This is a genomic window from Hydrogenophaga electricum (genome assembly GCF_030160815.1).
GTDB lineage: Bacteria > Pseudomonadota > Gammaproteobacteria > Burkholderiales > Burkholderiaceae_C > Hydrogenophaga > Hydrogenophaga electricum.
The window spans coordinates 12,806-33,085 of the sequence record NZ_BSPB01000029.1; the positions used below are offsets into that span (position 1 = coordinate 12,806).

Consider the following 20,280-nt stretch of genomic DNA (forward strand, 5'->3'; position numbering starts at 1 on the left):
ATGAGCTACCAACTGACCATCGAGCCGCTGGGCGCGACCATCGAGGTCGAAGAAGGCCAGACGGTGCTGGACGCGGCGCTGCGCCAGGGCATCTACCTGCCGCACGCCTGCGGCCACGGCCTGTGCGGCTCGTGCAAGGTGCAGGTGTGCGAGGGCGAGGTGGACCACGGCGCGGCCAACCCGTTTGCGCTGATGGAGGTGGAGCGCGAAGAAGGCAAGACGCTGGCCTGCTGCTGCACACTGAGCTGCGACACCACCATCGAAGCCGACATCGAAGACGAGCCCGATGCCGAGGTGATCCCGGTGCGCGACTTCGCCGCCACCATCGAACGCATCGAGGACCTCACGCCCACCATCAAGGCCTTTCATCTGAAGCTGGACAAGGTGATCCACTTCCAGGCGGGCCAGTACGTGCAGCTGGAGATCCCGGGCCTGGGCGAAAGCCGCGCCTTTTCCATCGCCAACACACCGGTCGACGTGGCCGCCACGCAGTGCATCGAACTCAACGTGCGCCGCGTGCCCGGCGGCCAGGGCACCACCTGGCTGCACGAGCAGGCACAGGTGGGCGATCGCGTGCGCCTGGCCGGGCCTTATGGGCGCTTCTTCGTGCGCAAATCGTCGAGCCTGCCCATGGTCTTCATGGCCGGCGGCTCGGGATTGTCGAGCCCGCGCTCGATGATCGGCGAGCTGCTGGCCGCTGGCTGCACCACGCCCATCACGCTGATCTACGGCCAGCGCACGCAGGCCGAGCTGTACTACGACGCGGAATTTCGCGCGCTCGCCGAGCAGCACCCGAACTTCCACTACGTGCCGGCGCTGTCGGAGCCCGCGGGCGATGCCGACTGGTCCGGTGCGCGCGGCTTCGTGCACGAAGCGGCCAAGGCGCATTTCAACGGCAACTTCGCCGGCCAGAAAGCCTACCTGTGCGGGCCGCCGGCCATGATCGAAGCCTGCATCGCCACCCTGATGCAGGGGCGCCTGTTCGAGCGCGACATCTACACCGAGAAATTCCTCTCGGCCGCCGATGCGCAGAACGCGCGCAGCCCGCTGTTCAAACGGGTCTGACCCCCTGTCTGGCCAAACGGGCATGCTCGTGCACCACCTCCAGAAACATGCGCAGCACCGGCGACGGGTCCGCCCGCCGGTAGAGGCAGCTGAGCTCCAGGTCCCGGAGGCTGCGGCTTCTGAACGGCACGAACACCACGCCCGGCAGGCGCAGGCTGCTGGCCGATCGCGTGGTGATGGTCAGACCGAAACCGCTGGCCACCAGGGCCACCGCCGTCACCACGTCTTCCACCTCCTGTTCCACCGCCAGCGCGGCCCCTTCCTGCCGGAAGGCCTCGGCCACTTCCTGCGCCAGGCCGTGCAGCGGCACGTTGGGGTAGAGGATCATGGGCTCGCCATCGAGGTCGGCCACACCGATGACCTTGCGGCCGGCCAGCCGGTGCGACGCCAGCATGGCCACCACCAGGGGCTCGCGCAGCACGGTCTCGACCGCCAGGTCGGGCTCCGGGGGCACCAGCCGGTTGAAGCCGACACTGATGCGGCGCTCGCGCAGCGCCTGCAACTGCTCGGCCTTGGTCAGGTTGTGCAGCACGATGCGCACCTGCGGCCGCTGCTGGTGAAAGTGCGCCAGCAGGCGCGGGATCACATCGAGCACGCCGGACCCGAACAGCCCCACATCGAGCTGGCCGGTGAGCCCCTGTGCGGCGCGGCGCGTGCGTTCGGTGGCGCGCTGGGCCATGCGCAACAGGTTGGGCACCTCGTCCAGCAGGGTCTGGCCGGCCTCGGTCAGCTCCACCCCTGCGGGCGTGCGCAGAAACAGCGGCGCCCCCATTTCTTCTTCCAGCGCCTTGATCTGGCGCGACAGCGGCGGCTGCGCCATGTGCAGCCGCTCGGCCGCCCGCGTGAAGTTGCGCTCTTCCGCCACCGCCAGAAACTGGCGCATGTCTTTCAGGTCCATGGGGTCTCGCTCTCCGGCTTGCAATACCCAATCAGTATAGACATGGCGATATTTGGTATTGGACGGTATGAAACAACTTCCCTATCTTCGACAGCGGTGACTGCTGCGAATACCCAGAACTGAACGAGACATGTCCCTTTTCGACTCCCGCCCCAAGTTCGCCGTGCACGTCGCCCAGACGGACGAGACCTATCCCTGTGCCGGCAACGAAAGCCTGCTGACGGGCATGGTCCGGCTCGGCCGCAAGGGCATTCCGGTGGGCTGCGTCAACGGCGGCTGCGGGGTCTGCAAGGTGCGCATCCTCGGCGGCGAGATCAAAGCCCTGGGCCCGATCAGCCGGGCCCACGTGACGATGGACGAAGAAGACCGGGGCTACACCCTGGCCTGCCGGGTGGCCCCCCAGACCCCCGTGCAACTCGAAGTGGCGGGCAAATTGAACAAGCCGTTTTCAAAAGGGCGGGCGGAATCTGCGACCGCCGCCCCTTCCTCTCAACAGCAGTAACCAACCCCAAGGAGACACAACATGGGTGTAATGCGCATCGGGCACGCCAGCCTGAAAGTGATGGACATCGACGCGGCCGTCCGGCACTACGAGAACGTGCTGGGCATGAAGACCACCATGAAGGACAAGGCGGGCAACGTCTACCTCAAGTGCTGGGACGAATGGGACAAGTACTCGGTCATCCTGACCCCGTCGGACCAGGCCGGCATGAACCACCTGGCCTACAAGGTCGAAAAGGAAGCCGACCTTGAAGCGCTGCAGCAGAAGATCGAGGCCTGGGGCGTGAAGACCACCATGCTCGACGAAGGCACCCTGCCCTCGACCGGCCGCATGCTGCAGTTCAAGCTGCCCAGCGGGCACGAAATGCGCCTGTATGCCAGCAAGGAGTTTGTCGGCACCGACGTGGGCAGCACCAATCCCGACCCCTGGCCCGACGGCCTCAAGGGCGCGGGCGCCCACTGGCTGGACCACTGCCTGCTGATGTGCGAGATGAATCCCGAGGCCGGCATCAACACCGTGGCCGACAACACCCGCTTCATGACCGAGGCGCTGGACTTCTTCCTGACCGAGCAGGTGCTGGTCGGACCCGAAGGCAACATGCAGGCGGCGACCTGGATGGCCCGCACCACCACGCCGCACGACATCGCCTTCGTCGGTGGGCCGCGCAGCGGCCTGCACCACATCGCCTTCTTCCTGGACTCGTGGCACGACGTTCTCAAGGCCGCCGACGTGATGGCCAAGACCAAGACGCGCATCGACGTGGCCCCCACCCGCCACGGCATCACGCGCGGCGAAACCATCTACTTCTTCGATCCCAGCGGCAACCGCAACGAGACCTTCGCCGGCCTGGGCTATCTGGCCCAGCGCGACCGGCCGGTGACGACCTGGACCGAAGACCAGCTGGGCAGCGGGATCTTCTATCACACGGGCGATCTGGTGCCGTCTTTCACCGAGGTGTACACGTGATCACCCCCCTGCGCCGCTGACGCGGCGCCCCCCTCTCTGGCGCGCCCTCAGGGCGCTGGGAGGTGGGACGGCACCTGTGGCCTGGCGGAGCCAGTTCCACGGTGCCCCCGGTTGAAAACCCTTCGCGCCCACAACGCGCTTGTTCTTCATTCATGAAACCTGCTCTTTCTGTTCCTTCTTCCGTGATCACCACCTCGGCCGCTTCGCTGGCCTGTCAGGCGGCGGTGGCGCACGCGGGGGCATTGGGCATTCGCATCAATGTGGCCGTGACCGATGCCTCGGGCACGCTGGCCGCTTTTCTGCGCATGCCCAATGCCTTCCTGCATTCGATCGACATCGCGATCGACAAGGCCTACACCGCCGCGAGCTTCGGCTTTCCCACCTCGCAATGGGGCGGCGTCATCGGTGACGACGAGCTGCTGCGCATCGGCCTGAACCAGCGCCAGCGCCTGGTGCTGTTCGGCGGCGGCCTGCCGGTCGTGACCGACGGCCAGCGCATTGGCGGTATCGGTGTTTCCGGCGGCTCGGCAGAGCAGGACGAAGCCTGCGCCCGCGCCGGCCTGCAGGCCCTGGGGCTCGATTGATTTTTCATTTCATCCACACACCATGAAACAGTTCCTGAACTTCATCAACGGCGATTTCGTCGCCACCGCCAAGACCTTCGAAAACCGCAACCCGGCCACCAACGAGGTCGTGGGTCTGGTGCACGAAGCCGGTCAGGCCGAGGTCGACGCCGCCGTGGCCGCCGGCCGGGCCGCGCTCAAGGGCGAGTGGGGCACGATGAGCGTGGTCAGGCGCGCCGAACTGCTGCACGCCGTGGCCGACGAGATCAACCGCCGCTTCGACGACTTCCTCGCCGCCGAGCTGGCCGACACCGGCAAGCCGCGTTCACTGGCCTCGCACATCGACATCCCGCGCGGCGCGGCCAACTTCAAGGTCTTTGCCGACATCGTCAAGAACGTACCGACCGAGAGCTTCCAGATGACCACGCCCGACGGTGGCACGGCCATCAGCTACGGCGTGCGCACGCCCCTGGGTGTGGTCGGCGTGATCTGCCCCTGGAACCTGCCGCTGCTGCTGATGACCTGGAAGGTCGGCCCGGCCCTGGCCTGCGGCAACACCGTGATCGTCAAGCCCTCGGAAGAAACCCCCGCCACCGCGACCCTGCTGGGCGAGGTGATGAACGCGGTCGGCGTGCCCAAGGGCGTGTACCAGGTGCTGCACGGCTTCGGCCCCGGCTCGGCCGGCGAGTTCATCACCAAGCACCCCGGCGTCAACGGCATCACCTTCACCGGCGAAACCCGCACGGGTGAAGCCATCATGGCCGCCGCCGCCAAGGGTGTACGCCCGGTGTCGTTCGAACTCGGCGGCAAGAACGCCGGCATCGTGTTCGCCGACGCCGACTTCGACAAGGCCATCGCCGGCATCACCCGCAGCGCCTTCGAGAACTGCGGCCAGGTCTGCCTGGGCACCGAGCGCGTGTACGTGCAGCGCCCGATCTTCGACAAGTTCGTCGCGGCCCTGAAAGCCAAGGCCGAAGGCCTGAAGATCGGCGGCCCCGACATGCCCGGCGTGGGCATCGGCCCGCTGATCTCGGCGGAGCACAAGCAGAAGGTCATGGGCTACTACGCCAAGGCCAAGGCCGAGGGTGCGACCGTGATCACCGGCGGCGGCGAACCGGCCATGACGGGTGAGTACGCCAACGGCCACTTCGTGCAACCGACCATCTGGACCGGCCTGCCCGAAAGCGCCAGCGTGATCCGCGAAGAAATCTTCGGCCCCTGCTGCCACATCGCGCCCTTCGACACCGAAGAGGAAGCAATTGCCCTGGCCAACGCCACCGACTACGGCCTGGCCACCACCGTCTGGACGCAGGACCTGGGCAAGGCCCACCGCATGGCCGCGGCCATCGAGGTCGGCCTGTGCTGGATCAACAGCTGGTTCCTGCGCGACCTGCGCACCGCCTTCGGCGGCAGCAAGGCCTCGGGCATCGGCCGCGAAGGCGGCGTGCACTCGCTGGAGTTCTACACGGAACTCCGCAACGTGATGGTGAAACTGTGATCTCCCCCCTGCGCCGCTGCGCGGCTTTCCCCCTCTGTGGCGCGTCTTCGACGCTTCGAGGGGGGACGCAGCCTGTGGCCCGGCAAAGCCGGTTCCACGGCTACCCTGGACACAGGCACGCACTCCGGAGACCGGGCCTCTCCGCCTTGCGCCTCGCGTGCCCACAGCGCGGGAATCGGGGTGGCCGGCGCAGTGAAGTAAAGGCGGAGGTTGGCGCAACGCGCCAACCGGGGGACATGAACGGAGCCGGTCACCCCGGTTCCCGCGCCGCCCCGCCAACGAAGACACGCCACAACGGCCCGCAAAAGAGTCCGAAAGAAAGCAGCCATCCATGAACGCCCCTCACAACCCCGAAGTCGCCCGCAGCGTCCGCACGGGCGCGTTCAACACCAACGTGCACGACCTCGGCAGCTCCAAGCCAGGACAGCCTCCGGTGCTGTTCATCCACGGCTCCGGTCCGGGTGTGAGCGCCTGGGCCAACTGGCGTCTCGCGATGCCCGTCATCGCCCAGGAACGCCGCGTGATCGCGCCCGACATGGTGGGATTCGGCTACACCGACCGACCGGCCGGCATCGCCTACAACATGGACACCTGGGTTCAGCAGGCGCTGGACCTGATGGACGCGCTGGGCGTGGCGCAAGCCGACGTGGTCGGCAACAGCTTCGGTGGCGCGCTCTCGCTGGCGCTGGCCATCCGCGCGCCGCAGCGCGTGCGGCGCCTGGTGCTCATGGGTTCGGTCGGTGTGCCGTTCCCGATCACACCGGGGCTTGATGCGGTCTGGGGCTACGAGCCCTCGCTGGCCACCATGAAGCAGTTGCTGGACATCTTCGCGCACAGCCGCGCGCTGGTGACCGACGAGCTGGCCGAGTTGCGCTACCAGGCCAGCATCCGCCCCGGGTTCCAGGAGTCGTTTTCGGCCATGTTCCCGGCCCCGCGCCAGCGCTGGGTCGACGCCATGGCCAGCCCCGAAGCCGCCATCCGCGCGCTGCCGCACGAGACCCTGATCGTGCACGGTCGCGAGGACCAGGTGATCCCGCTGCAGAACTCGCTGACCCTGAGCCAGTGGATCCCCCACAGCCAGTTGCACGTGTTCGGCCACTGCGGCCACTGGACGCAGATCGAACACGCCGCGCGCTTCGCGCAACTGGTCGCCAACTTCCTGCAAGAAGCCGACAACACCCCTACCCAAGCCTGACACCATGATCTCCATCGAAACCCTGGGCGACGAGCTCTACACCGCATTGCGCGACCGGCAGGTCGTCGAACCGCTGTCCAACCGCTTCCCCGACATCAGCATCGAGCAGGCCTACCGCATCCAGGAACGCATGCTGCAGCGCCGCCTGCAGGACGGCGAGCGCATCGTCGGCAAGAAGATCGGCGTGACCTCGGCCGCCGTGATGAACATGCTCGGCGTGCACCAGCCCGACTTCGGCTACCTGACCGACGCGATGATCGTCAACCAGGGCGAGGCGATCGACATCTCGACCCTGATCCAGCCCAAGGCCGAGGGCGAGATCGCCTTCCTGCTCAAGCGCGACCTCATGGGCCCCGGCGTGGGCGTGGCCGACGTGCTGGCCGCCACCGAATGCGTGATGCCCTGCTTCGAGATCGTCGACTCGCGCATCCGCGACTGGAAGATCAAGATCACCGACACCGTGGCCGACAACGCCTCCTGCGGCGTGTTCGTGCTCGGCGACCGCGCGGTCAGCCCGCTGGCGCTGGACCTGCAGACCTGCGGCATGGTGCTGGAGAAAAACGGCGAGGTGATCGCCACCGGCGCGGGCGCTGCCGCACTGGGCTCGCCATTGAACGCCGTGGCCTGGCTGGCCAACACCATGGGCAGCCTGGGCATTCCGCTCAAGGCCGGCGAGGTCGTGCTCTCGGGCGCGCTGGCCGCCATGTTCCCGGCCGCCAAGGGCGACTGCTTCCGCGTGACCATCGGCGGGCTGGGCGAGTGCTCGGTGCGCTTCCACTGAACCCATTCCGCACGCACCATGAAACTCGACAAAGCCACCATCGACGCCCTGGCCGAGCACCTGGAGAACTGCCAGCTTCAGGCCCGCGACACCGCCAAGATCACCGACGACCACCCGGCGATGGATTGGGAAGACGCCTACGCGATCCAGGCCGCCCTCCTCGCGCGCAAACAATCGCGCGGCCTCAGGCTCGCGGGCCTCAAGGCCGGCCTGACCTCGTTCGCCAAGATGAAGCAGATGGGTGTGAGCTCGCCCGTGTTCGGCTGGATGACCGAAGACTACGCGGTGCCGCACGGCGGTGAGGTGAAAACCAGCGAACTCATCCACCCCAAGGTGGAGCCCGAGATCGCCTTCGTGCTCAAGAAGCCGCTCAGCGGCCCGGGCTGCCACATCGGCACCGTGCTGGCCGCGACCGACTTCGTGCTGCCCGGCATCGAGGTGATTGACAGCCGCTACCGCGACTTCAAGTTCGATCTCAAGAGCGTGATCGCCGACAACACCTCGGCTTCGCGCTTCGTGGTCGGCGGCCAGCCCATGAAGGTGGATGGCCAGGACCTGCGCACCGTCGGCATCGTGATGGAGAAGAACGGCCAGCCCGTGGCCTTCGGCGCCGGCGCCGCCGTGCTCGGCCATCCGGCCACCGCGATCGCCATGCTGGCCAACCACCTGGGCGCGCGCGGCGAAGAAATTCCCGCCGGCACGCTGATCCTGTCCGGCGGCATCACCGAGGCGGTGTCTGTCGCTGCGGGCGACTCTGTGACCCTGAAGGTGCAGGGCATGGGCAGCACCGGACTGCGCTTCATCTGAACCCCGAGGAGAACCGCCATGCCATTTGCCCAGATTTACATGATCGAAGGCCGCACCGAAGACATGAAGCGCGCCGTGATCGAGAAGGTCAGCGCCGCGCTGGTCGAAGCCACCAACGCGCCCAAGGAAACGGTGCGCGTCTGGATCACCGAAGTGCCCAACACCAACTGGGGCATCGCCGGCGTCACCGCCAAAGACCTGGGGCGATAAAGAAACACCCCGCGCGCCGCTTCGCGTCACCCCCCTTGAAAGGGGTGCGGCACCAGAGGCCCGGCAAAGCCGGTTCCTCGGTGCCCCTGGACAACGTCCCTCTCCATACAGGTAGCCATCAAATGACTCAGCGAAAGATCAAATGCGCCCTCATCGGGCCCGGCAACATCGGCACCGACCTGCTGGCCAAGCTGCAACGCAGCCCGGTGCTCGAACCGGTGTGGATGGTCGGTATCGACCCGAATTCCGACGGCCTCAAGCGCGCCCGCGAGATGGGCATCAAGACCACTGCCGAGGGCGTGGACGGCCTGATCCCGCACATGAAGGCCGACGGTGTGCAGATCGTTTTCGACGCCACCAGCGCCTACGTGCACGCCGAGAACTCGCGCAAGGTCAATGAACAGGGCGCGATGATGATCGACCTCACGCCCGCAGCCATCGGCCCCTACTGCGTGCCGCCCGTGAACCTCAAGCAGCACGTCGGCCAGCGCGAGATGAACGTGAACATGGTCACCTGCGGCGGCCAGGCCACGATTCCGATGGTGTATGCCGTGTCGCGGGTTCAGCCCGTGGCCTATGGCGAAATCGTCGCCACGGTGTCGTCCAAATCGGTCGGCCCCGGCACGCGCAAGAACATCGACGAATTCACCCGCACCACGGCCGGTGCGGTCGAGAAGGTGGGCGGCGCGAAGCAGGGCAAGGCCATCATCGTGATCAACCCGGCCGAGCCGCCGCTGATCATGCGCGACACGGTGCACTGCCTGGTCGAAGGCACGCCCGACGAGGCCGCGATCACGAAATCGGTGCACGACATGATCAAGGAAGTGCAGAAGTACGTGCCGGGCTACCAGCTGGTCAACGGCCCCGTCTTCGACGGCCAGCGCGTCTCGATCTTCCTGGAGGTCGAAGGCCTGGGCGACTACCTGCCCAAGTACGCCGGCAACCTGGACATCATGACCGCCGCCGCCGCGCGCACCGCCGAGATGTTTGCCGAAGAAATCCTGGCCGGCAAGCTCACGCTCGAAGCCGTGGCCGCCTGAAGGAGAAACCCACCATGAGCCCCAAAAAGATCACCCTGCACGACATGACCTTGCGCGACGGGATGCACCCCAAGCGCCACCTGATGACGCTCGACCAGATGAAGAGCATCGCCTGCGGCCTGGACGCCGCCGGTGTGCCGCTGATCGAGGTCACGCACGGCGACGGTCTGGGCGGCTCCAGCGTCAACTACGGCTTCCCGGCCCACAGCGACGAGGAATACCTCGGCACCGTGATCCCGCTGATGAAGCAGGCCAAGGTCTCGGCCCTGCTGCTGCCCGGCATCGGCACCGTCGACCACCTGAAAATGGCGCACGGCCTGGGCGTGCACACCATCCGCGTGGCCACGCACTGCACCGAGGCCGACGTCAGCGAGCAGCACATCACCTACGCGCGCAAGCTCGACATGGACACCGTCGGCTTCCTGATGATGGCCCACATGAACAGCCCCGAGGGCCTGGTCACACAGGCCAAGCTGATGGAGAGCTACGGCGCCAACTGCATCTACATCACCGACTCGGCCGGCTACATGCTGCCCGGTGACGTGAAGGCCCGCCTGACGGCGGTGCGCGACGCGCTCAAGCCCGAAACCGAGCTGGGCTTCCACGGCCACCACAACCTGGCGATGGGCGTGGCCAACTCGGTCGCTGCCATCGAGTGCGGCGCCAACCGCATCGACGCCGCCGCCGCCGGCCTGGGCGCGGGCGCGGGCAACACGCCGATGGAAGTGCTGGTCGCGGTGCTCGACCGCATGGGCGTGCAGACCGGTGTGGACGTCTGGCAGATCCAGGACGTGGCCGAAGACCTGGTCACGCCGATCATGGACTTCCCGATCCGCATCGACCGCGACGCGCTCACGCTGGGCTACGCCGGCGTGTACGGCAGTTTCCTGCTGTTCGCCAAGCGCGCGGCGGTCAAGTACGGCCTGTCGGCGCGCGACATCCTGGTCGAACTCGGCCGCAAGAAGATGGTCGGTGGCCAGGAAGACATGATCGAAGACACCGCGATCACCATGGCCCGCGCACGCGACGCCCAGACCCAGAAAAAAGCCGCCTGAAAACACCCCAAGAAGAGACAAAACCCATGATCGATCGCCGACAGTTCATCGCCGCCACCGCCGCCACGGGCTTCACCCTCGCGCCCGCCACCGGCTGGTCGCAGGACGCCTACCCCAACCGCCCGGTCAAGCTGGTCGTGCCCTTCCCGCCCGGCGGGCCGACCGACATCATGGGGCGCACCGCGGCCAAGGCCATGGGCGACGTGCTGGTCCAGTCCTTCGTGGTCGAGAACAAGGCCGGCGCGGGCGGCAACATCGGCACCGACGCGGTGGCCAAGGCCGCGCCAGACGGCCACACCATCGGCCTGTCGGCCATCAGCAGCCTGGCCATCGCGCCCCATCTGTACGACAAGCTGCCGTTCCAGGTCGAGAAGGACTTCGCGCCCATTTCGCTCGTCGGCACCACACCCTGCGTGGTCGTCGTGCACCCCAGCGCGCCCTTCACCGACCTCAAGGGCCTGGTCGCCTATGCCAAGGCCAACCCGGGCAAGCTCGGCTACGCGACCTCGGGCATCGGCACCAGCAACCACCTGGCCGCCGAGCTGCTGCAGTCGGTCGCCGGCATCGAGCTCCTGAACGTGCCCTACAAGGGCTCCAGCCAGATCGTGCCTGACCTGCTCTCGGGCACCGTGATCATGAGCATGGAAAGCTCGCTGGCCACCACGTTGCAGCACATCCGCAGCGGCAAGCTCAAGGCCCTGGCCGTCACCTCGCCGGCGCGCGCCAAGGCCCTGCCGGACGTGCCCACGGTGGCCGAGTCCGGCTACCCCGGCTTCGCCGTGGAGACCTGGTTCGGCCTGATCGCCCCCGCCGCCACCCCACCCGCCGTGGTGCAGAAACTGCACGACGCCTGGGCCAAGGGCGCCAAGACTGCCGAGGCCCAGGCCGCGTTCGACAACATCTCGGGCAACCTGCGCGTCACCACGCCGCAGGAGTTCGCCGCCTTCATCAAGGCCGAGAACCAGCGCTGGGGCGAACTGATCCGCAAGCTGAACATCAAGGCGGGTTGATGGCACCCGGAGCCGGCGACCCGCTCCAGAACGCCCCGCACCCAGATCGCCGGGGCGTTGACACATCTGCCGTGGCGCAGGCGGCCGAGCGCATATGGGCCGCTCGCCGGGCCGGGCGCACGCTGGACGCCGAAGCCACCATCGGCTCGCCCGACCTCGCCACCGCCTACGCCATCCAGCGCGCACTGGTCGCCCTGCGTCTGGCCGCCGGCGAACGGGTCATCGGCTGGAAGCTCGGCTACACCTCGGCGGTGATGCGCCGGCAGATGGGCATCGACCGGCCCAACATCGGGCCGCTGACCGACCGCATGCGCCTCGCACCAGGCGACGCGGTGGCCGAGCACCTGGTGCAACCGCGCGTCGAGCCCGAGATCGGCCTGCGTCTGGGCACCGCGCTCGACGCCCGGCAAGGCCCGGTCGACCGCCACACCGTGGCCGCCGCCGTGGAAGGCGCCTACGCCTGCCTCGAAGTCGTGCACTCGACCTGGGCCGGTTACCGCTTCAACCTCGAACAGAACACCGCCGACAACTCATCGGCCGGCCAGGTCTTGATCGGCCCGCGGCTCCCGCTCGCCGACCTGATGGCGCTCGACACGGTGGCGGTTCGGCTGTCCGACGGGTCCACGGCGCTGGGCCAGGGCAAGGGCGCCGACGCCGACGGCCACCCGCTGGACGCGGTGGCACGCCTGGCGCGCGAGCTGGCGGCTTTCGACCAGCGGCTGGAGGCCGGCGATCTCGTGATCACCGGCGGGCTCACGGCCGCATGCCCGCTGGCAACAGGCGGGCGGCTGTCCGCCACGTTTTCGTTTGCGGACGCGTGGTCGGTGCAGGTGTCTGTTGCCCGCCGCTGAGATGGCTGCGCGCGCACAGCGCGTCACCGGGCGGTACGGCTTTCATCAAACAGTTCCGCGATGACCCGGCGCAGCCAGATCACGCTCGGGTCGCGGTGCACGCGCGCATGCCACTGCAGCGTGATGGGCATCTCCGGGCTGGCCACGGGCAGCGGCCGCGCCACCAGTTGCTTGCGCCCGACCTGGATGGCGCTCACCAGGCGGCTCGGCAAGGTCAGCAGCAGGTCGGACTCGCTCAGCACCGAGGTCAGCCCCAGCGCATGTGCCGCCGTGAAGGTGACATCGCGCTGGCGGTTCTGCGTTTTCAGCACCTTGTCCAGCACCTGTTTGAGCGACTGGTAGGTCACGCCGCCGGGCCGGTAGTCCACGTGTTTGGCGTTCAGGTAGGCACTGCGCGTCAGCCGCCGTTGCGACAGCGGGTGGTCCTCCCGCATCAGCACCAGGAACACCTCCTTGAACAGCACCTGCCGGTGAAAGTCGAGGCCGAAGGCGGGCCAGTTGCCGAACACCAGGTCGATGGCGCCACCTTCCATGCCACGGCGTCCGTCCTCGGGGCTGGCGTCCACGGTTTCGAAGCGCACGTTCGGCGCCAACGGCGCCACCCGGGCCAGCAGTTCTGGCATCAACACCATCTGGGCCAGATCACTGGCCATGATACGGAACAGGCGCGTGGACTGCGCCGGATCGAACGCGGTCTCGGTCGCCAATGCGGACTGAATGTCTGCCATGCCCGGCCCGATCAGGTCGATCAGGTCCTGCGCCCGCGCGGTGGCCTGCATGCCGTCAGCACACCGCACAAACAAGGGATCTGCAAAGACCGTGCGCAGCCGGCGCAAGGCGTTGCTGACGCCCGACTGTGTCATGCCCAGCTCGTCCGCCGCACGCGACACATTGCGCGTGGCGTGCACCGCGCACAGCACGCGCAAGAGGTTCAGGTCCACGTCGGTTTTCATCCTCGGTATTTTCAGGGCAAATACCCAGGATCACCCCAGGTGTTAGGTCATCAACCCCTTGCGTCGGTAGATTCACCGGGCCAACAACAGGAGACAAGATGATCAACCTCAGAGACATTCTCTACGTGCGCCTGGGCACGCGCGATCTGGAGGGTGCGCAAAAATTCTGCACCGAGATCGTGGGCCTGCAGGCCGTGGAACGGACCGCCGACCGGCTCTACCTCAAGAGCAGCGCCAGCCACCACGCGGTCTGCTACTTCCAGGGCGAACCGGGCGACCACACCGTGGCCTTCGACATCAAGGACTGGAGCCAGCTCGGTGCCGCGCTCGCGCAACTGCAGTCGGCCGGCGTGCCCTGCGGGCAAGGCACCGCCGAAGAAGCGGCCGACCGGCATGTGGAGGCCTTCATCTGGTTCAACGACCCCACGGGCAACCGCATCGAAATCGTCGCCCGGCCGCACGACGCGGGCAAGCGCTACTTCCCCTCGCGCGATGCCGGGATCACCGGCCTCGGCCATGTGGGCCTGTGCACCACCGACCCGGCGCGCGACCAGGCGTTCTGGCTGCAGCACTTCAACGCCATGGTCAGCGACTGGATCGGGCCCTGCCCACTGCTGCGCGTCAACCCGCGGCACCACCAGATGGCGCTGTTCGCGTCGCAGCGCAAAGGCATCCAGCACATCAACTTCCAGGTCGCCGAGATCGACGACATCATGAAGTCGTGGTACTTCCTCCAGAGTCAGGACATCCGCATCGTCTTCGGCCCCGGCCGCCACCCCACATCGGGCGGCAACTTCGTCTACTTCGAAGGCCACGACGAGGTGATCTTCGAGTACTCCAACAGCGACCGGCACATCGTCGGCGACCTGGAGAACTACCGCCCCCGCCAGTTTCCGCTGCATCCCACGTCGTTCTGCATGTGGGGCTCCAAGCCCGACATTGCGGAGTTCCGCGACTGATGGCCGCGCCGCAAACCACCGAGCTGACCGTGCGCCGCATGGCGCGCGCGCTGGGCAACAACGGTCTGTCCGGGCCGTTCGGCCACTGCAGCGTGCGGCTCGACACCGACCACTTGCTGGTGTGCGCCGCCCGCCCCATGGCCATGGTCGGCGTGGGTGAAGCCGGCACGGTGGTGCCGGTGAAAGGCGCGCTGCCGGCCGGTGTGTTGGGCGAGGTGCGGTTGCACCAGCAGATCTACCGGCGCCGGCCCGACGTGCAGGCCATCTGCCGCTTCATACCGCCGCAGATCACCGCGCTGGCCGCGCTGGGCCGCGTGCCGCGTGCGCGCCACGGTTTTGGCAGCTACTTCCAGGCCAACGTTCCCCTGTGGCCAGACGCCGCGCTGGTGCGCAACGACACCGCGGCCGAACAGGTGGCCGCTTTGCTCGGGCCGCACCCGGCCCTGGTCCTGAACGTGAACGGCGCCGTCACCGTGGCCGAAACGCCCGAACGCGCCGTGGCCCTGGCCTGGTTTCTGGAAGACGCCGCGCGCGTGGAGCTGGCCGCCCTGTCGAGCGGCCTGGCCGACACCGCGCCCGTGCTGGGCACCGAGGTGGCCGCCCAACGCGCGACCTGGGACGGCCGCATTGCCGAGCGGGTGTGGGAATACCTGCTGCGCAACGACCCCGAGCCCCTTCCCCCCTGATTCCCCTGGTCTCGATTCCCTTTCACAACAAGTTCTGACAACACCGGAGACAACCATGAACCCACGCATCCCCCCAACCTTGCGCCTGCTGGGCGCGCTGGCCACCGCCGCCCTGCTGGGCACGGCCGCACAGGCCGAAGAGATCACCCTCAAGGTCCACCACTTCCTGCCGGCGGGCGCGCCCATCCAGGCCAAGGTGCTGGAGCCCTGGTGCGCCAAGATCGCCAAGGAATCGGGCGACCAGATCAAGTGCAAGATCTTCCCGTCCATGCAACTGGGCGGGACGGCGCCACAGCTGTACGACCAGGTCAAGGACGGCATGGTCGACGTGATCTGGACCATTCCCGGCTACACGCCCGGGCGCTTCCTGGTGACCGAAATCTTTGAACTGCCGTTCATGATGACCACGCCCGAGGCCACCAGCCGCGCGCTGTGGGAGTTCCAGACCCGCTACAACGCGGCCGAATACCGCGAAGTGAAGCCGCTGGCCTTTCACATGAACGGCCCGGGCAACTTCTACACGCGCAGCAAACCCATCCAGAGCCTGGCCGACTTCAAAGGCTTGAAGATGCGCGGTGCCACGCGCCAGACCACCAAGATGCTGGCGGCCCTGGGCGCCACCCCGGTGGGCATGCCCCTGCCCGCCGTGACCGAAGCGCTGTCCAAAGGCGTGATCGACGGTGCGCTGACGCCCTACGAAGTGGTGCAGGCCACCAAGATGCACGAGCTGACCAAGTTCACCACCGAAAGCGACCCCAAGTCCAACGCGGTGTATGCGCAGGTGTTTGTGCTGGCCATGAACAAGGCCCGCTACGAAAGCCTGCCTGCCGACCTGAAGAAGGTGATCGACGCCAACAGCGGCGCGGCGTTTTCCGCCTGGGTCGGCAAGATGATTCACGAAGCCGACGTGCCCGGCCGCAAGCTGGTGCAACAGGCCGGCAACCCGATCTACACGCTCTCGGCCAGCGAACTGCAGACCTGGAAAAAGGCCACCGACCGGCTGGACGACGAACTGGTGACCGAGATCGGCAAGCGCGGGCTGGACGGTGCGGCGCTGCTCAAGTCGGCGAAGGAGCTGATTGAGAAAGCCCAGAACCCGTGAAGATCGGCGGCGGCCGGAAGCAGGCGGTCAGGCTCCGGCTGCTCCGCTACCGCGCTGTCGCAGCGCTTCATACAACCCGGCCGGCCCCAACAGGATGGACTTCAAGCCGGAGCGCACTCGCTCGGAGTCAAGCGCCTGTTTGCTCATCGCGTTGTGGGCGGTGAGCGCGTCCATGATGGCGTTGAGCAGTTCGCTGTCCAGGTCGGGAGAATTGGCGAACTGGCCCTTGGAGTTGTTCATGGCCTGCTGCACCAGCTGGTCCGATTCCAGCAGCTTGCCCTTGAGCACGTTGTTCACGTAGACCAGTTTGTCGTCGTCGGTCAGTTCGCCGTCGAACAGGTCGTTGACCTTCTGAACGATCTCGGACAGCAGCGCCTTCTGCTTGTCCTGCACCTGTCCGCCGCCCGGCTCGGTCAGGGGCTGCAGCTTGTATTCGGCGTCACCCTCCCCCAGCGCCAGCGTGCGCCGGCCCTGGTCCTTGAGCTTGTGGTGCGTCAGCACCACCTTGCTCAGGTCCACCCCCTCGCGCTCGCGGCCGAATTCCAGCAGCGGCAGCAGGTGCTTGAAGAAGATGGCCCGCTTTTCGATGGCCGTGTTGCCGTAGTCGAACAACTGGCTCAGGAAGGCGTAGACCCGCACGAAGGTCCCCAGGTCGCGCTTGAACAGCAGCAGCGCGTCCAGCTCGTCCTTGGCCGCCTTCGCCTCGGGGCCGTCTGCCGCTTTGGCTTCGGCAGCGGCCAGCGCCTGCTGGGCCGCCTTGTAGCGCTTGAGCAGCCGGTCCGCCACCGGTTCGATAGCGGCCAGCAGCATGGCCTGGCTGGCCTTGGGGTTGAGCACCACCAGCGCCACCCGCTCCACCTCGAAGTCGTCGTAGTGGCCGCTGCCGTCCAGCTTGGCGCGCAGTTCGTACACCAGGTGCGGGTCGGTCACACCGGCCAGTGCGGCCGTCTCGTAATAGGTCTGGAACGCTGCCAGCACCTCGTCCGGGTCGTTGACGAAGTCGAGGATGTAGGTGGTGTCCTTCAAGCCGTGCGGGCCGTTGTAGGCCCGGTTCAGGCGGCTGAGCGTCTGCACCGCCTGGATGCCGGCCAGCCGCTTGTCCACGTACATGCCGCACAGCAGCGGCTGGTCAAACCCGGTCTGGAATTTGTTGGCCACCAGCAGGATCTGGTATTCGTCGGTGGCAAACGCGTCGCGGATGTCCCGCCCCTTGAGGTTGGGGTTGAGCGTCTTGGACGTTTCGGCCACCGGCTCGGGCAGCGAAGCGGGATCGTTCACCTCACCCGAATACGCCACCAGCGAACCCAGGGTGTAGCCGTTCTCCTGGATGTAGGCGTCCAGCGCCAGCTTCCAGCGCACCGCCTCCAGGCGGCTGCCCACCACCACCATGGCCTTGGCTTTGGCGTTCAGCAGCGGCTGCACGTTCTCGCGGAAGTGCTCCACCACGATGGCCACCTTCTGGCTGATGTTGTAGGGGTGCAGGCGCACCCAGCGCATCAGGCCTTTCATGGCTTCGCTGCGCTCCACCTCGGTCTCGTCCCACTCGCGCCCTTCGTTCGCCAGCTTGAATGCCAGCTTGTAGGGCGTGTAGTTCTTGAGCACGTCGAGGATGAAGCCCTCCTCGATCGCCTGGCGCATGGAATAGACGTGGAACGCGCCCGGCAGGTTTTCTGGGCCAGCGGGCAGCTCGGGCTTGGACCGGCGGCCAAAGAGTTCCAGCGTCTTGGCCTTGGGCGTGGCGGTGAAGGCCACGTAGGTGATGCCGCTGACGTTGGCGGTCGCCGCCATCTGTGCGGCCAGCAGGTCTTCGGTGTCGATCTCGCCACCATCGGCCAGCGCCTGCTGCGCTTCGGCGCTGAGCACCTGCTTGAGCTTGGACGCCGCGTTGCCCGCCTGCGAGCTGTGCGCCTCGTCGGCGATGACCGCAAAGCGTTTGCCCTGTGTTGCCGCCAGGTCCTGCACCGCTTGCAGCGCAAACGGGAAGGTCTGGATCGTGCAGACCACGATCTTCTTGCTGCCCGACAGCGCCTCGGCCAGCTCGGCGCTCTTGCTGCCGCCTTCGCCCTTGATGGTGGTCACGACGCCGGCCGTGCGCTCGAAGTCGAAGATGGCCTCTTGCAACTGCGTGTCCAGCACCGTGCGGTCGCTGACCACCAACACGGTGTCGAACACCTTCTGGTTGTTGGCGTCGTGCAGGTCGGCCAGAAAGTGCGCCGTCCAGGCAATCGAATTGGTCTTGCCGCTGCCCGCGCTGTGGTGGATCAGGTACTTCTGCCCCGCCCCTTCGGCCAGCACCGCTTGCACCAGCTTGCGGGCGGCGTCGAGCTGGTGGTAGCGCGGGAACAGCACGCTGGTGATGCGCTTCTTGGCGTCCCGCTTGGTGATCAGGTAACGGCCGATGATCTCCAGCCAACTGTCGCGCTGCCACACCCGCTCCCACAGGTAGCCAGTGCGGTGGCCCTGGCCGTTGGGCGGGTTGCCGGCGCCGCCCCGGTCGCCCAGGTTGAAGGGCAGGAAGTTCGTCTTCGGCCCCTCCAGGCGGGTGGCCATCATCACCGTGCGGTTGCTCACCGCAAAGTGCACCAGTGCACCGCGAGGGAAGTCCAGCAGCGGTTCGGCAAACGGCTTGCCCTTGGGCCTGGGCAGGCGGTCAAAGCGGTATTGGTCCACCGCCGCGTTGATGTCCTGCGTGAAGTCGGTCTTGAGTTCGGCCGTGGCCACCGGAATGCCGTTGAGGAACAGCACCAGGTCGATGATGTCGTCGTGGTTGGTGCGGCACTGGCGCACCACGCGCAGGCGGTTGGCCGCGTAGCGCGCCTGCAGCTCGGGGTTCATGGCCAGCGCTGGCTTGAACTGCGCGAGCTTCAAAGGCGCCTTCAGCCCCAGCAGCTCCAGCCCCACGCGCAGCACCTCCAGCGTGCCACGCTCGTCCAGCGCCTTGCGCAGCCGGTCCAGCAGCATGGCTTCGGCCGCGGGACCGTGGTTCTTCTGCAGCGTCTCCCAGGCCTGGGGCTGGGTGGCCTGCACCCAGGCCAGCACGTCGGCCGGGAACAGCGCTCGGACGGTGTCGTAGCCCTTGGCGTCACCCTCGCTGCCGGGCGGGCCGTACAACCAACCATGGGCGGCCAGGTGTTCGCAAATGTCGTTCTCGAACTCGATTTCGTTGTGCAGTGCCATGCCCAACCCAGTGTTCAGCGCTTGCGTGTGGCGCGTGCCGGGGTGGCCTTGGCGTCCTGCTGGTCCAGGTGGTCCAAGATCGCCAGCGCCTGCGCGGCGTCGCCGCTGGCGGCCAGGGTGCGAAAACGCGTTTCCATGTCGAACGCCGCAATGGTTTGTGTACTCATTTGATCTTTCGCCGATGCTCCCGCATCAGGAACAACAAGGCCTTCTTCTTCACAAGCTGTCGGCTTGGGCGTTGCCATGGCGGGCTCCATCACGCCAGCGCCAGCATCAACTGCCCGACCGGTGCAGCAGAAGGCTTGACCTTGATTTCAATGTCATAGCCCAGGCGATTGAGGCAGTCCATCAGCTTGCGCTCCGACAGATTGCTGAAGTCGCCGCGCATCATGGCCGACACCTTGGGCTGCGGAACACCCATGCGCTCGGCCGCCGCCTTTTGCGTCAACCCCTGGCGCCGCATGGCTTTGGTGATTTCAATCACCAGGCCCGACTTGATCTTGAGCTTGTCGGCCTCGGGCAGGCCCAGGTCGGCAAAGACGTTGCCCGACCCCATCTCCACCTCGATCCCGTCCACCGTGCGAACGGCGCTTTTCTTGCCCATGTCACAACTCCTTGGCGAGTGCCTCGGCCACTTTCAGCCGGGCACGAATGATGTCCATGTCTTCCTTCGGCGTCTCGATGCCGCGCTTGCTCTTTTTGCTGAAGCAATGCAACACAAACACCGCCTGAGCGAACTTGACGGTGTAGACGGCCCGGTAGGTGCCGTCCTGGTCGTCCTCCACCAGCTCCAACACACCCGCACCGCCAAAACCTTTGAGCACCTTGGCCGCATCGTGTTTGTCGCCGCGCTGGGCAAAGTCCAGCGCATGGCCGAAAAACTTGCGCACCTCCAGCGGCAGGGCCAACAAGTCCTTTTTGCTGCTGCCGATCCAGGCCAGCGGTTTGTGTGTGCCGGGCAT

Annotated in this window: 22 protein-coding genes; 16 read left to right on the forward strand and 6 right to left on the reverse strand. The window is 66.8% G+C overall.

Going from position 1 to position 20,280, the window contains the following annotated elements; all coding sequences use genetic code 11:
- Positions 1 to 1,065: an NADH:ubiquinone reductase (Na(+)-transporting) subunit F gene (locus QQK43_RS15530; RefSeq protein ID WP_284308459.1), complete on the forward strand. Its 1,065-nt coding sequence runs from the start codon at positions 1 to 3 to the stop codon at positions 1,063 to 1,065.
- Here QQK43_RS15530 and QQK43_RS15535 read toward each other — a convergent pair.
- Positions 1,052 to 1,963, reverse strand: a complete 912-nt coding sequence (locus tag QQK43_RS15535) for a LysR family transcriptional regulator (RefSeq protein WP_234264686.1) — start codon at positions 1,961 to 1,963, stop codon at positions 1,052 to 1,054. The two genes, QQK43_RS15530 and QQK43_RS15535, sit on opposite strands and share 14 nt — an antisense overlap.
- A gap of 130 nt (positions 1,964 to 2,093) precedes the next feature.
- Here QQK43_RS15535 and QQK43_RS15540 point away from each other — a divergent pair, with 130 nt between their 5' ends.
- The 12 genes from QQK43_RS15540 to QQK43_RS15595 all read left to right on the forward strand — a co-directional run bounded on the left by QQK43_RS15540 (position 2,094) and on the right by QQK43_RS15595 (position 12,441).
- Positions 2,094 to 2,465, forward strand: a complete 372-nt coding sequence (locus tag QQK43_RS15540; protein WP_284308460.1) for a 2Fe-2S iron-sulfur cluster binding domain-containing protein — start codon at positions 2,094 to 2,096, stop codon at positions 2,463 to 2,465.
- A gap of 21 nt (positions 2,466 to 2,486) precedes the next feature.
- On the forward strand, positions 2,487 to 3,431 hold the full coding sequence (locus QQK43_RS15545) for a catechol 2,3-dioxygenase (RefSeq protein WP_234264684.1): 945 nt from the start codon (positions 2,487 to 2,489) through the stop codon (positions 3,429 to 3,431).
- A gap of 152 nt (positions 3,432 to 3,583) precedes the next feature.
- Positions 3,584 to 4,015, forward strand: a complete 432-nt coding sequence (locus QQK43_RS15550) for a GlcG/HbpS family heme-binding protein (RefSeq protein WP_284308461.1) — start codon at positions 3,584 to 3,586, stop codon at positions 4,013 to 4,015.
- Between the two features lie 22 nt (positions 4,016 to 4,037).
- Positions 4,038 to 5,492 carry a 2-hydroxymuconic semialdehyde dehydrogenase gene (locus QQK43_RS15555; protein ID WP_284308462.1) on the forward strand — a complete coding sequence of 485 codons (1,455 nt, stop codon included), beginning with the start codon at positions 4,038 to 4,040 and terminating at the stop codon, positions 5,490 to 5,492.
- A gap of 331 nt (positions 5,493 to 5,823) precedes the next feature.
- On the forward strand, positions 5,824 to 6,687 hold the full coding sequence (locus QQK43_RS15560; RefSeq protein WP_284308463.1) for an alpha/beta fold hydrolase: 864 nt from the start codon (positions 5,824 to 5,826) through the stop codon (positions 6,685 to 6,687).
- A 4-nt stretch (positions 6,688 to 6,691) separates the two neighbouring features.
- Entirely contained in the window at positions 6,692 to 7,468 is a 777-nt protein-coding gene (gene dmpE / locus QQK43_RS15565) for a 2-oxopent-4-enoate hydratase (protein ID WP_234264680.1), read from the forward strand.
- Positions 7,469 to 7,486: 18 nt separating this feature from the next.
- Positions 7,487 to 8,275: a 2-oxo-3-hexenedioate decarboxylase gene (gene dmpH / locus QQK43_RS15570; RefSeq protein ID WP_284308464.1), complete on the forward strand. Its 789-nt coding sequence runs from the start codon at positions 7,487 to 7,489 to the stop codon at positions 8,273 to 8,275.
- An 18-nt stretch (positions 8,276 to 8,293) separates the two neighbouring features.
- Complete coding sequence (gene thmT / locus QQK43_RS15575; RefSeq protein ID WP_234264678.1) at positions 8,294 to 8,485, forward strand: 2-hydroxymuconate tautomerase; 192 nt, start codon at positions 8,294 to 8,296, stop codon at positions 8,483 to 8,485.
- 122 nt (positions 8,486 to 8,607) lie between these two features.
- Positions 8,608 to 9,525: an acetaldehyde dehydrogenase (acetylating) gene (locus QQK43_RS15580; RefSeq protein WP_284308466.1), complete on the forward strand. Its 918-nt coding sequence runs from the start codon at positions 8,608 to 8,610 to the stop codon at positions 9,523 to 9,525.
- Between the two features lie 14 nt (positions 9,526 to 9,539).
- Positions 9,540 to 10,580, forward strand: coding sequence for a 4-hydroxy-2-oxovalerate aldolase (gene dmpG / locus QQK43_RS15585; RefSeq protein ID WP_284308467.1), 1,041 nt, complete (start codon positions 9,540 to 9,542; stop codon positions 10,578 to 10,580).
- 29 nt (positions 10,581 to 10,609) lie between these two features.
- Positions 10,610 to 11,590, forward strand: a complete 981-nt coding sequence (locus tag QQK43_RS15590; RefSeq protein ID WP_348533541.1) for a Bug family tripartite tricarboxylate transporter substrate binding protein — start codon at positions 10,610 to 10,612, stop codon at positions 11,588 to 11,590.
- A gap of 71 nt (positions 11,591 to 11,661) precedes the next feature.
- Positions 11,662 to 12,441: a 2-keto-4-pentenoate hydratase gene (locus QQK43_RS15595; RefSeq protein ID WP_284308469.1), complete on the forward strand. Its 780-nt coding sequence runs from the start codon at positions 11,662 to 11,664 to the stop codon at positions 12,439 to 12,441.
- Positions 12,442 to 12,464: 23 nt separating this feature from the next.
- Here QQK43_RS15595 and QQK43_RS15600 read toward each other — a convergent pair whose 3' ends face one another.
- Positions 12,465 to 13,394, reverse strand: coding sequence for a LysR family transcriptional regulator (locus tag QQK43_RS15600; RefSeq protein ID WP_234264673.1), 930 nt, complete (start codon positions 13,392 to 13,394; stop codon positions 12,465 to 12,467).
- A 98-nt stretch (positions 13,395 to 13,492) separates the two neighbouring features.
- Here QQK43_RS15600 and QQK43_RS15605 point away from each other — a divergent pair, with 98 nt between their 5' ends.
- The 3 genes from QQK43_RS15605 to QQK43_RS15615 are packed head-to-tail and all read left to right on the forward strand — an operon-like array spanning position 13,493 to position 16,141.
- Complete coding sequence (locus QQK43_RS15605; protein ID WP_284308470.1) at positions 13,493 to 14,353, forward strand: VOC family protein; 861 nt, start codon at positions 13,493 to 13,495, stop codon at positions 14,351 to 14,353.
- On the forward strand, positions 14,353 to 15,039 hold the full coding sequence (locus tag QQK43_RS15610; protein ID WP_284308471.1) for a class II aldolase/adducin family protein: 687 nt from the start codon (positions 14,353 to 14,355) through the stop codon (positions 15,037 to 15,039). Before QQK43_RS15605 ends, QQK43_RS15610 begins: the two co-directional genes overlap by 1 nt.
- Positions 15,040 to 15,094: 55 nt before the next feature.
- A complete protein-coding gene (locus QQK43_RS15615; RefSeq protein WP_284308472.1) occupies positions 15,095 to 16,141 on the forward strand; it encodes a TRAP transporter substrate-binding protein in 1,047 nt (348 codons plus the stop codon).
- Between the two features lie 27 nt (positions 16,142 to 16,168).
- Here the strand turns inward: QQK43_RS15615 and QQK43_RS15620 are convergent, their stop codons facing one another.
- Genes QQK43_RS15620 through QQK43_RS15635 form a run of 4 tightly spaced genes read right to left on the reverse strand, consistent with a single transcriptional unit; the run spans position 16,169 to position 20,280 of the window.
- The gene (locus QQK43_RS15620; RefSeq protein WP_284308473.1) at positions 16,169 to 19,318 is read right to left on the reverse strand and encodes a type I restriction endonuclease subunit R; all 3,150 of its coding nucleotides are present in this window, start codon (positions 19,316 to 19,318) and stop codon (positions 16,169 to 16,171) included.
- 14 nt (positions 19,319 to 19,332) lie between these two features.
- Entirely contained in the window at positions 19,333 to 19,563 is a 231-nt protein-coding gene (locus QQK43_RS15625) for a hypothetical protein (RefSeq protein WP_284308474.1), read from the reverse strand.
- 11 nt (positions 19,564 to 19,574) lie between these two features.
- On the reverse strand, positions 19,575 to 19,922 hold the full coding sequence (locus tag QQK43_RS15630) for a helix-turn-helix domain-containing protein (protein ID WP_284308475.1): 348 nt from the start codon (positions 19,920 to 19,922) through the stop codon (positions 19,575 to 19,577).
- Position 19,923: 1 nt separating this feature from the next.
- The gene (locus QQK43_RS15635) at positions 19,924 to 20,280 is read right to left on the reverse strand and encodes a type II toxin-antitoxin system RelE/ParE family toxin (protein WP_284308476.1); all 357 of its coding nucleotides are present in this window, start codon (positions 20,278 to 20,280) and stop codon (positions 19,924 to 19,926) included.

Coding starts and splice junctions, on each gene's coding strand:
- QQK43_RS15530 (WP_284308459.1), top strand. CDS start 1: ATGAGCTACCAACTGACCATCGAGCCGCTGGGCGCGACCATCGAGGTC.
- QQK43_RS15535 (WP_234264686.1), bottom strand. CDS start 1,963: ATGGACCTGAAAGACATGCGCCAGTTTCTGGCGGTGGCGGAAGAGCGC.
- QQK43_RS15540 (WP_284308460.1), top strand. CDS start 2,094: ATGTCCCTTTTCGACTCCCGCCCCAAGTTCGCCGTGCACGTCGCCCAG.
- QQK43_RS15545 (WP_234264684.1), top strand. CDS start 2,487: ATGGGTGTAATGCGCATCGGGCACGCCAGCCTGAAAGTGATGGACATC.
- QQK43_RS15550 (WP_284308461.1), top strand. CDS start 3,584: ATGAAACCTGCTCTTTCTGTTCCTTCTTCCGTGATCACCACCTCGGCC.
- QQK43_RS15555 (WP_284308462.1), top strand. CDS start 4,038: ATGAAACAGTTCCTGAACTTCATCAACGGCGATTTCGTCGCCACCGCC.
- QQK43_RS15560 (WP_284308463.1), top strand. CDS start 5,824: ATGAACGCCCCTCACAACCCCGAAGTCGCCCGCAGCGTCCGCACGGGC.
- dmpE (WP_234264680.1), top strand. CDS start 6,692: ATGATCTCCATCGAAACCCTGGGCGACGAGCTCTACACCGCATTGCGC.
- dmpH (WP_284308464.1), top strand. CDS start 7,487: ATGAAACTCGACAAAGCCACCATCGACGCCCTGGCCGAGCACCTGGAG.
- thmT (WP_234264678.1), top strand. CDS start 8,294: ATGCCATTTGCCCAGATTTACATGATCGAAGGCCGCACCGAAGACATG.
- QQK43_RS15580 (WP_284308466.1), top strand. CDS start 8,608: ATGACTCAGCGAAAGATCAAATGCGCCCTCATCGGGCCCGGCAACATC.
- dmpG (WP_284308467.1), top strand. CDS start 9,540: ATGAGCCCCAAAAAGATCACCCTGCACGACATGACCTTGCGCGACGGG.
- QQK43_RS15600 (WP_234264673.1), bottom strand. CDS start 13,394: ATGAAAACCGACGTGGACCTGAACCTCTTGCGCGTGCTGTGCGCGGTG.
- QQK43_RS15605 (WP_284308470.1), top strand. CDS start 13,493: ATGATCAACCTCAGAGACATTCTCTACGTGCGCCTGGGCACGCGCGAT.
- QQK43_RS15610 (WP_284308471.1), top strand. CDS start 14,353: ATGGCCGCGCCGCAAACCACCGAGCTGACCGTGCGCCGCATGGCGCGC.
- QQK43_RS15615 (WP_284308472.1), top strand. CDS start 15,095: ATGAACCCACGCATCCCCCCAACCTTGCGCCTGCTGGGCGCGCTGGCC.
- QQK43_RS15620 (WP_284308473.1), bottom strand. CDS start 19,318: ATGGCACTGCACAACGAAATCGAGTTCGAGAACGACATTTGCGAACAC.
- QQK43_RS15625 (WP_284308474.1), bottom strand. CDS start 19,563: ATGGCAACGCCCAAGCCGACAGCTTGTGAAGAAGAAGGCCTTGTTGTT.
- QQK43_RS15630 (WP_284308475.1), bottom strand. CDS start 19,922: ATGGGCAAGAAAAGCGCCGTTCGCACGGTGGACGGGATCGAGGTGGAG.
- QQK43_RS15635 (WP_284308476.1), bottom strand. CDS start 20,280: ATGCCCGGCACACACAAACCGCTGGCCTGGATCGGCAGCAGCAAAAAG.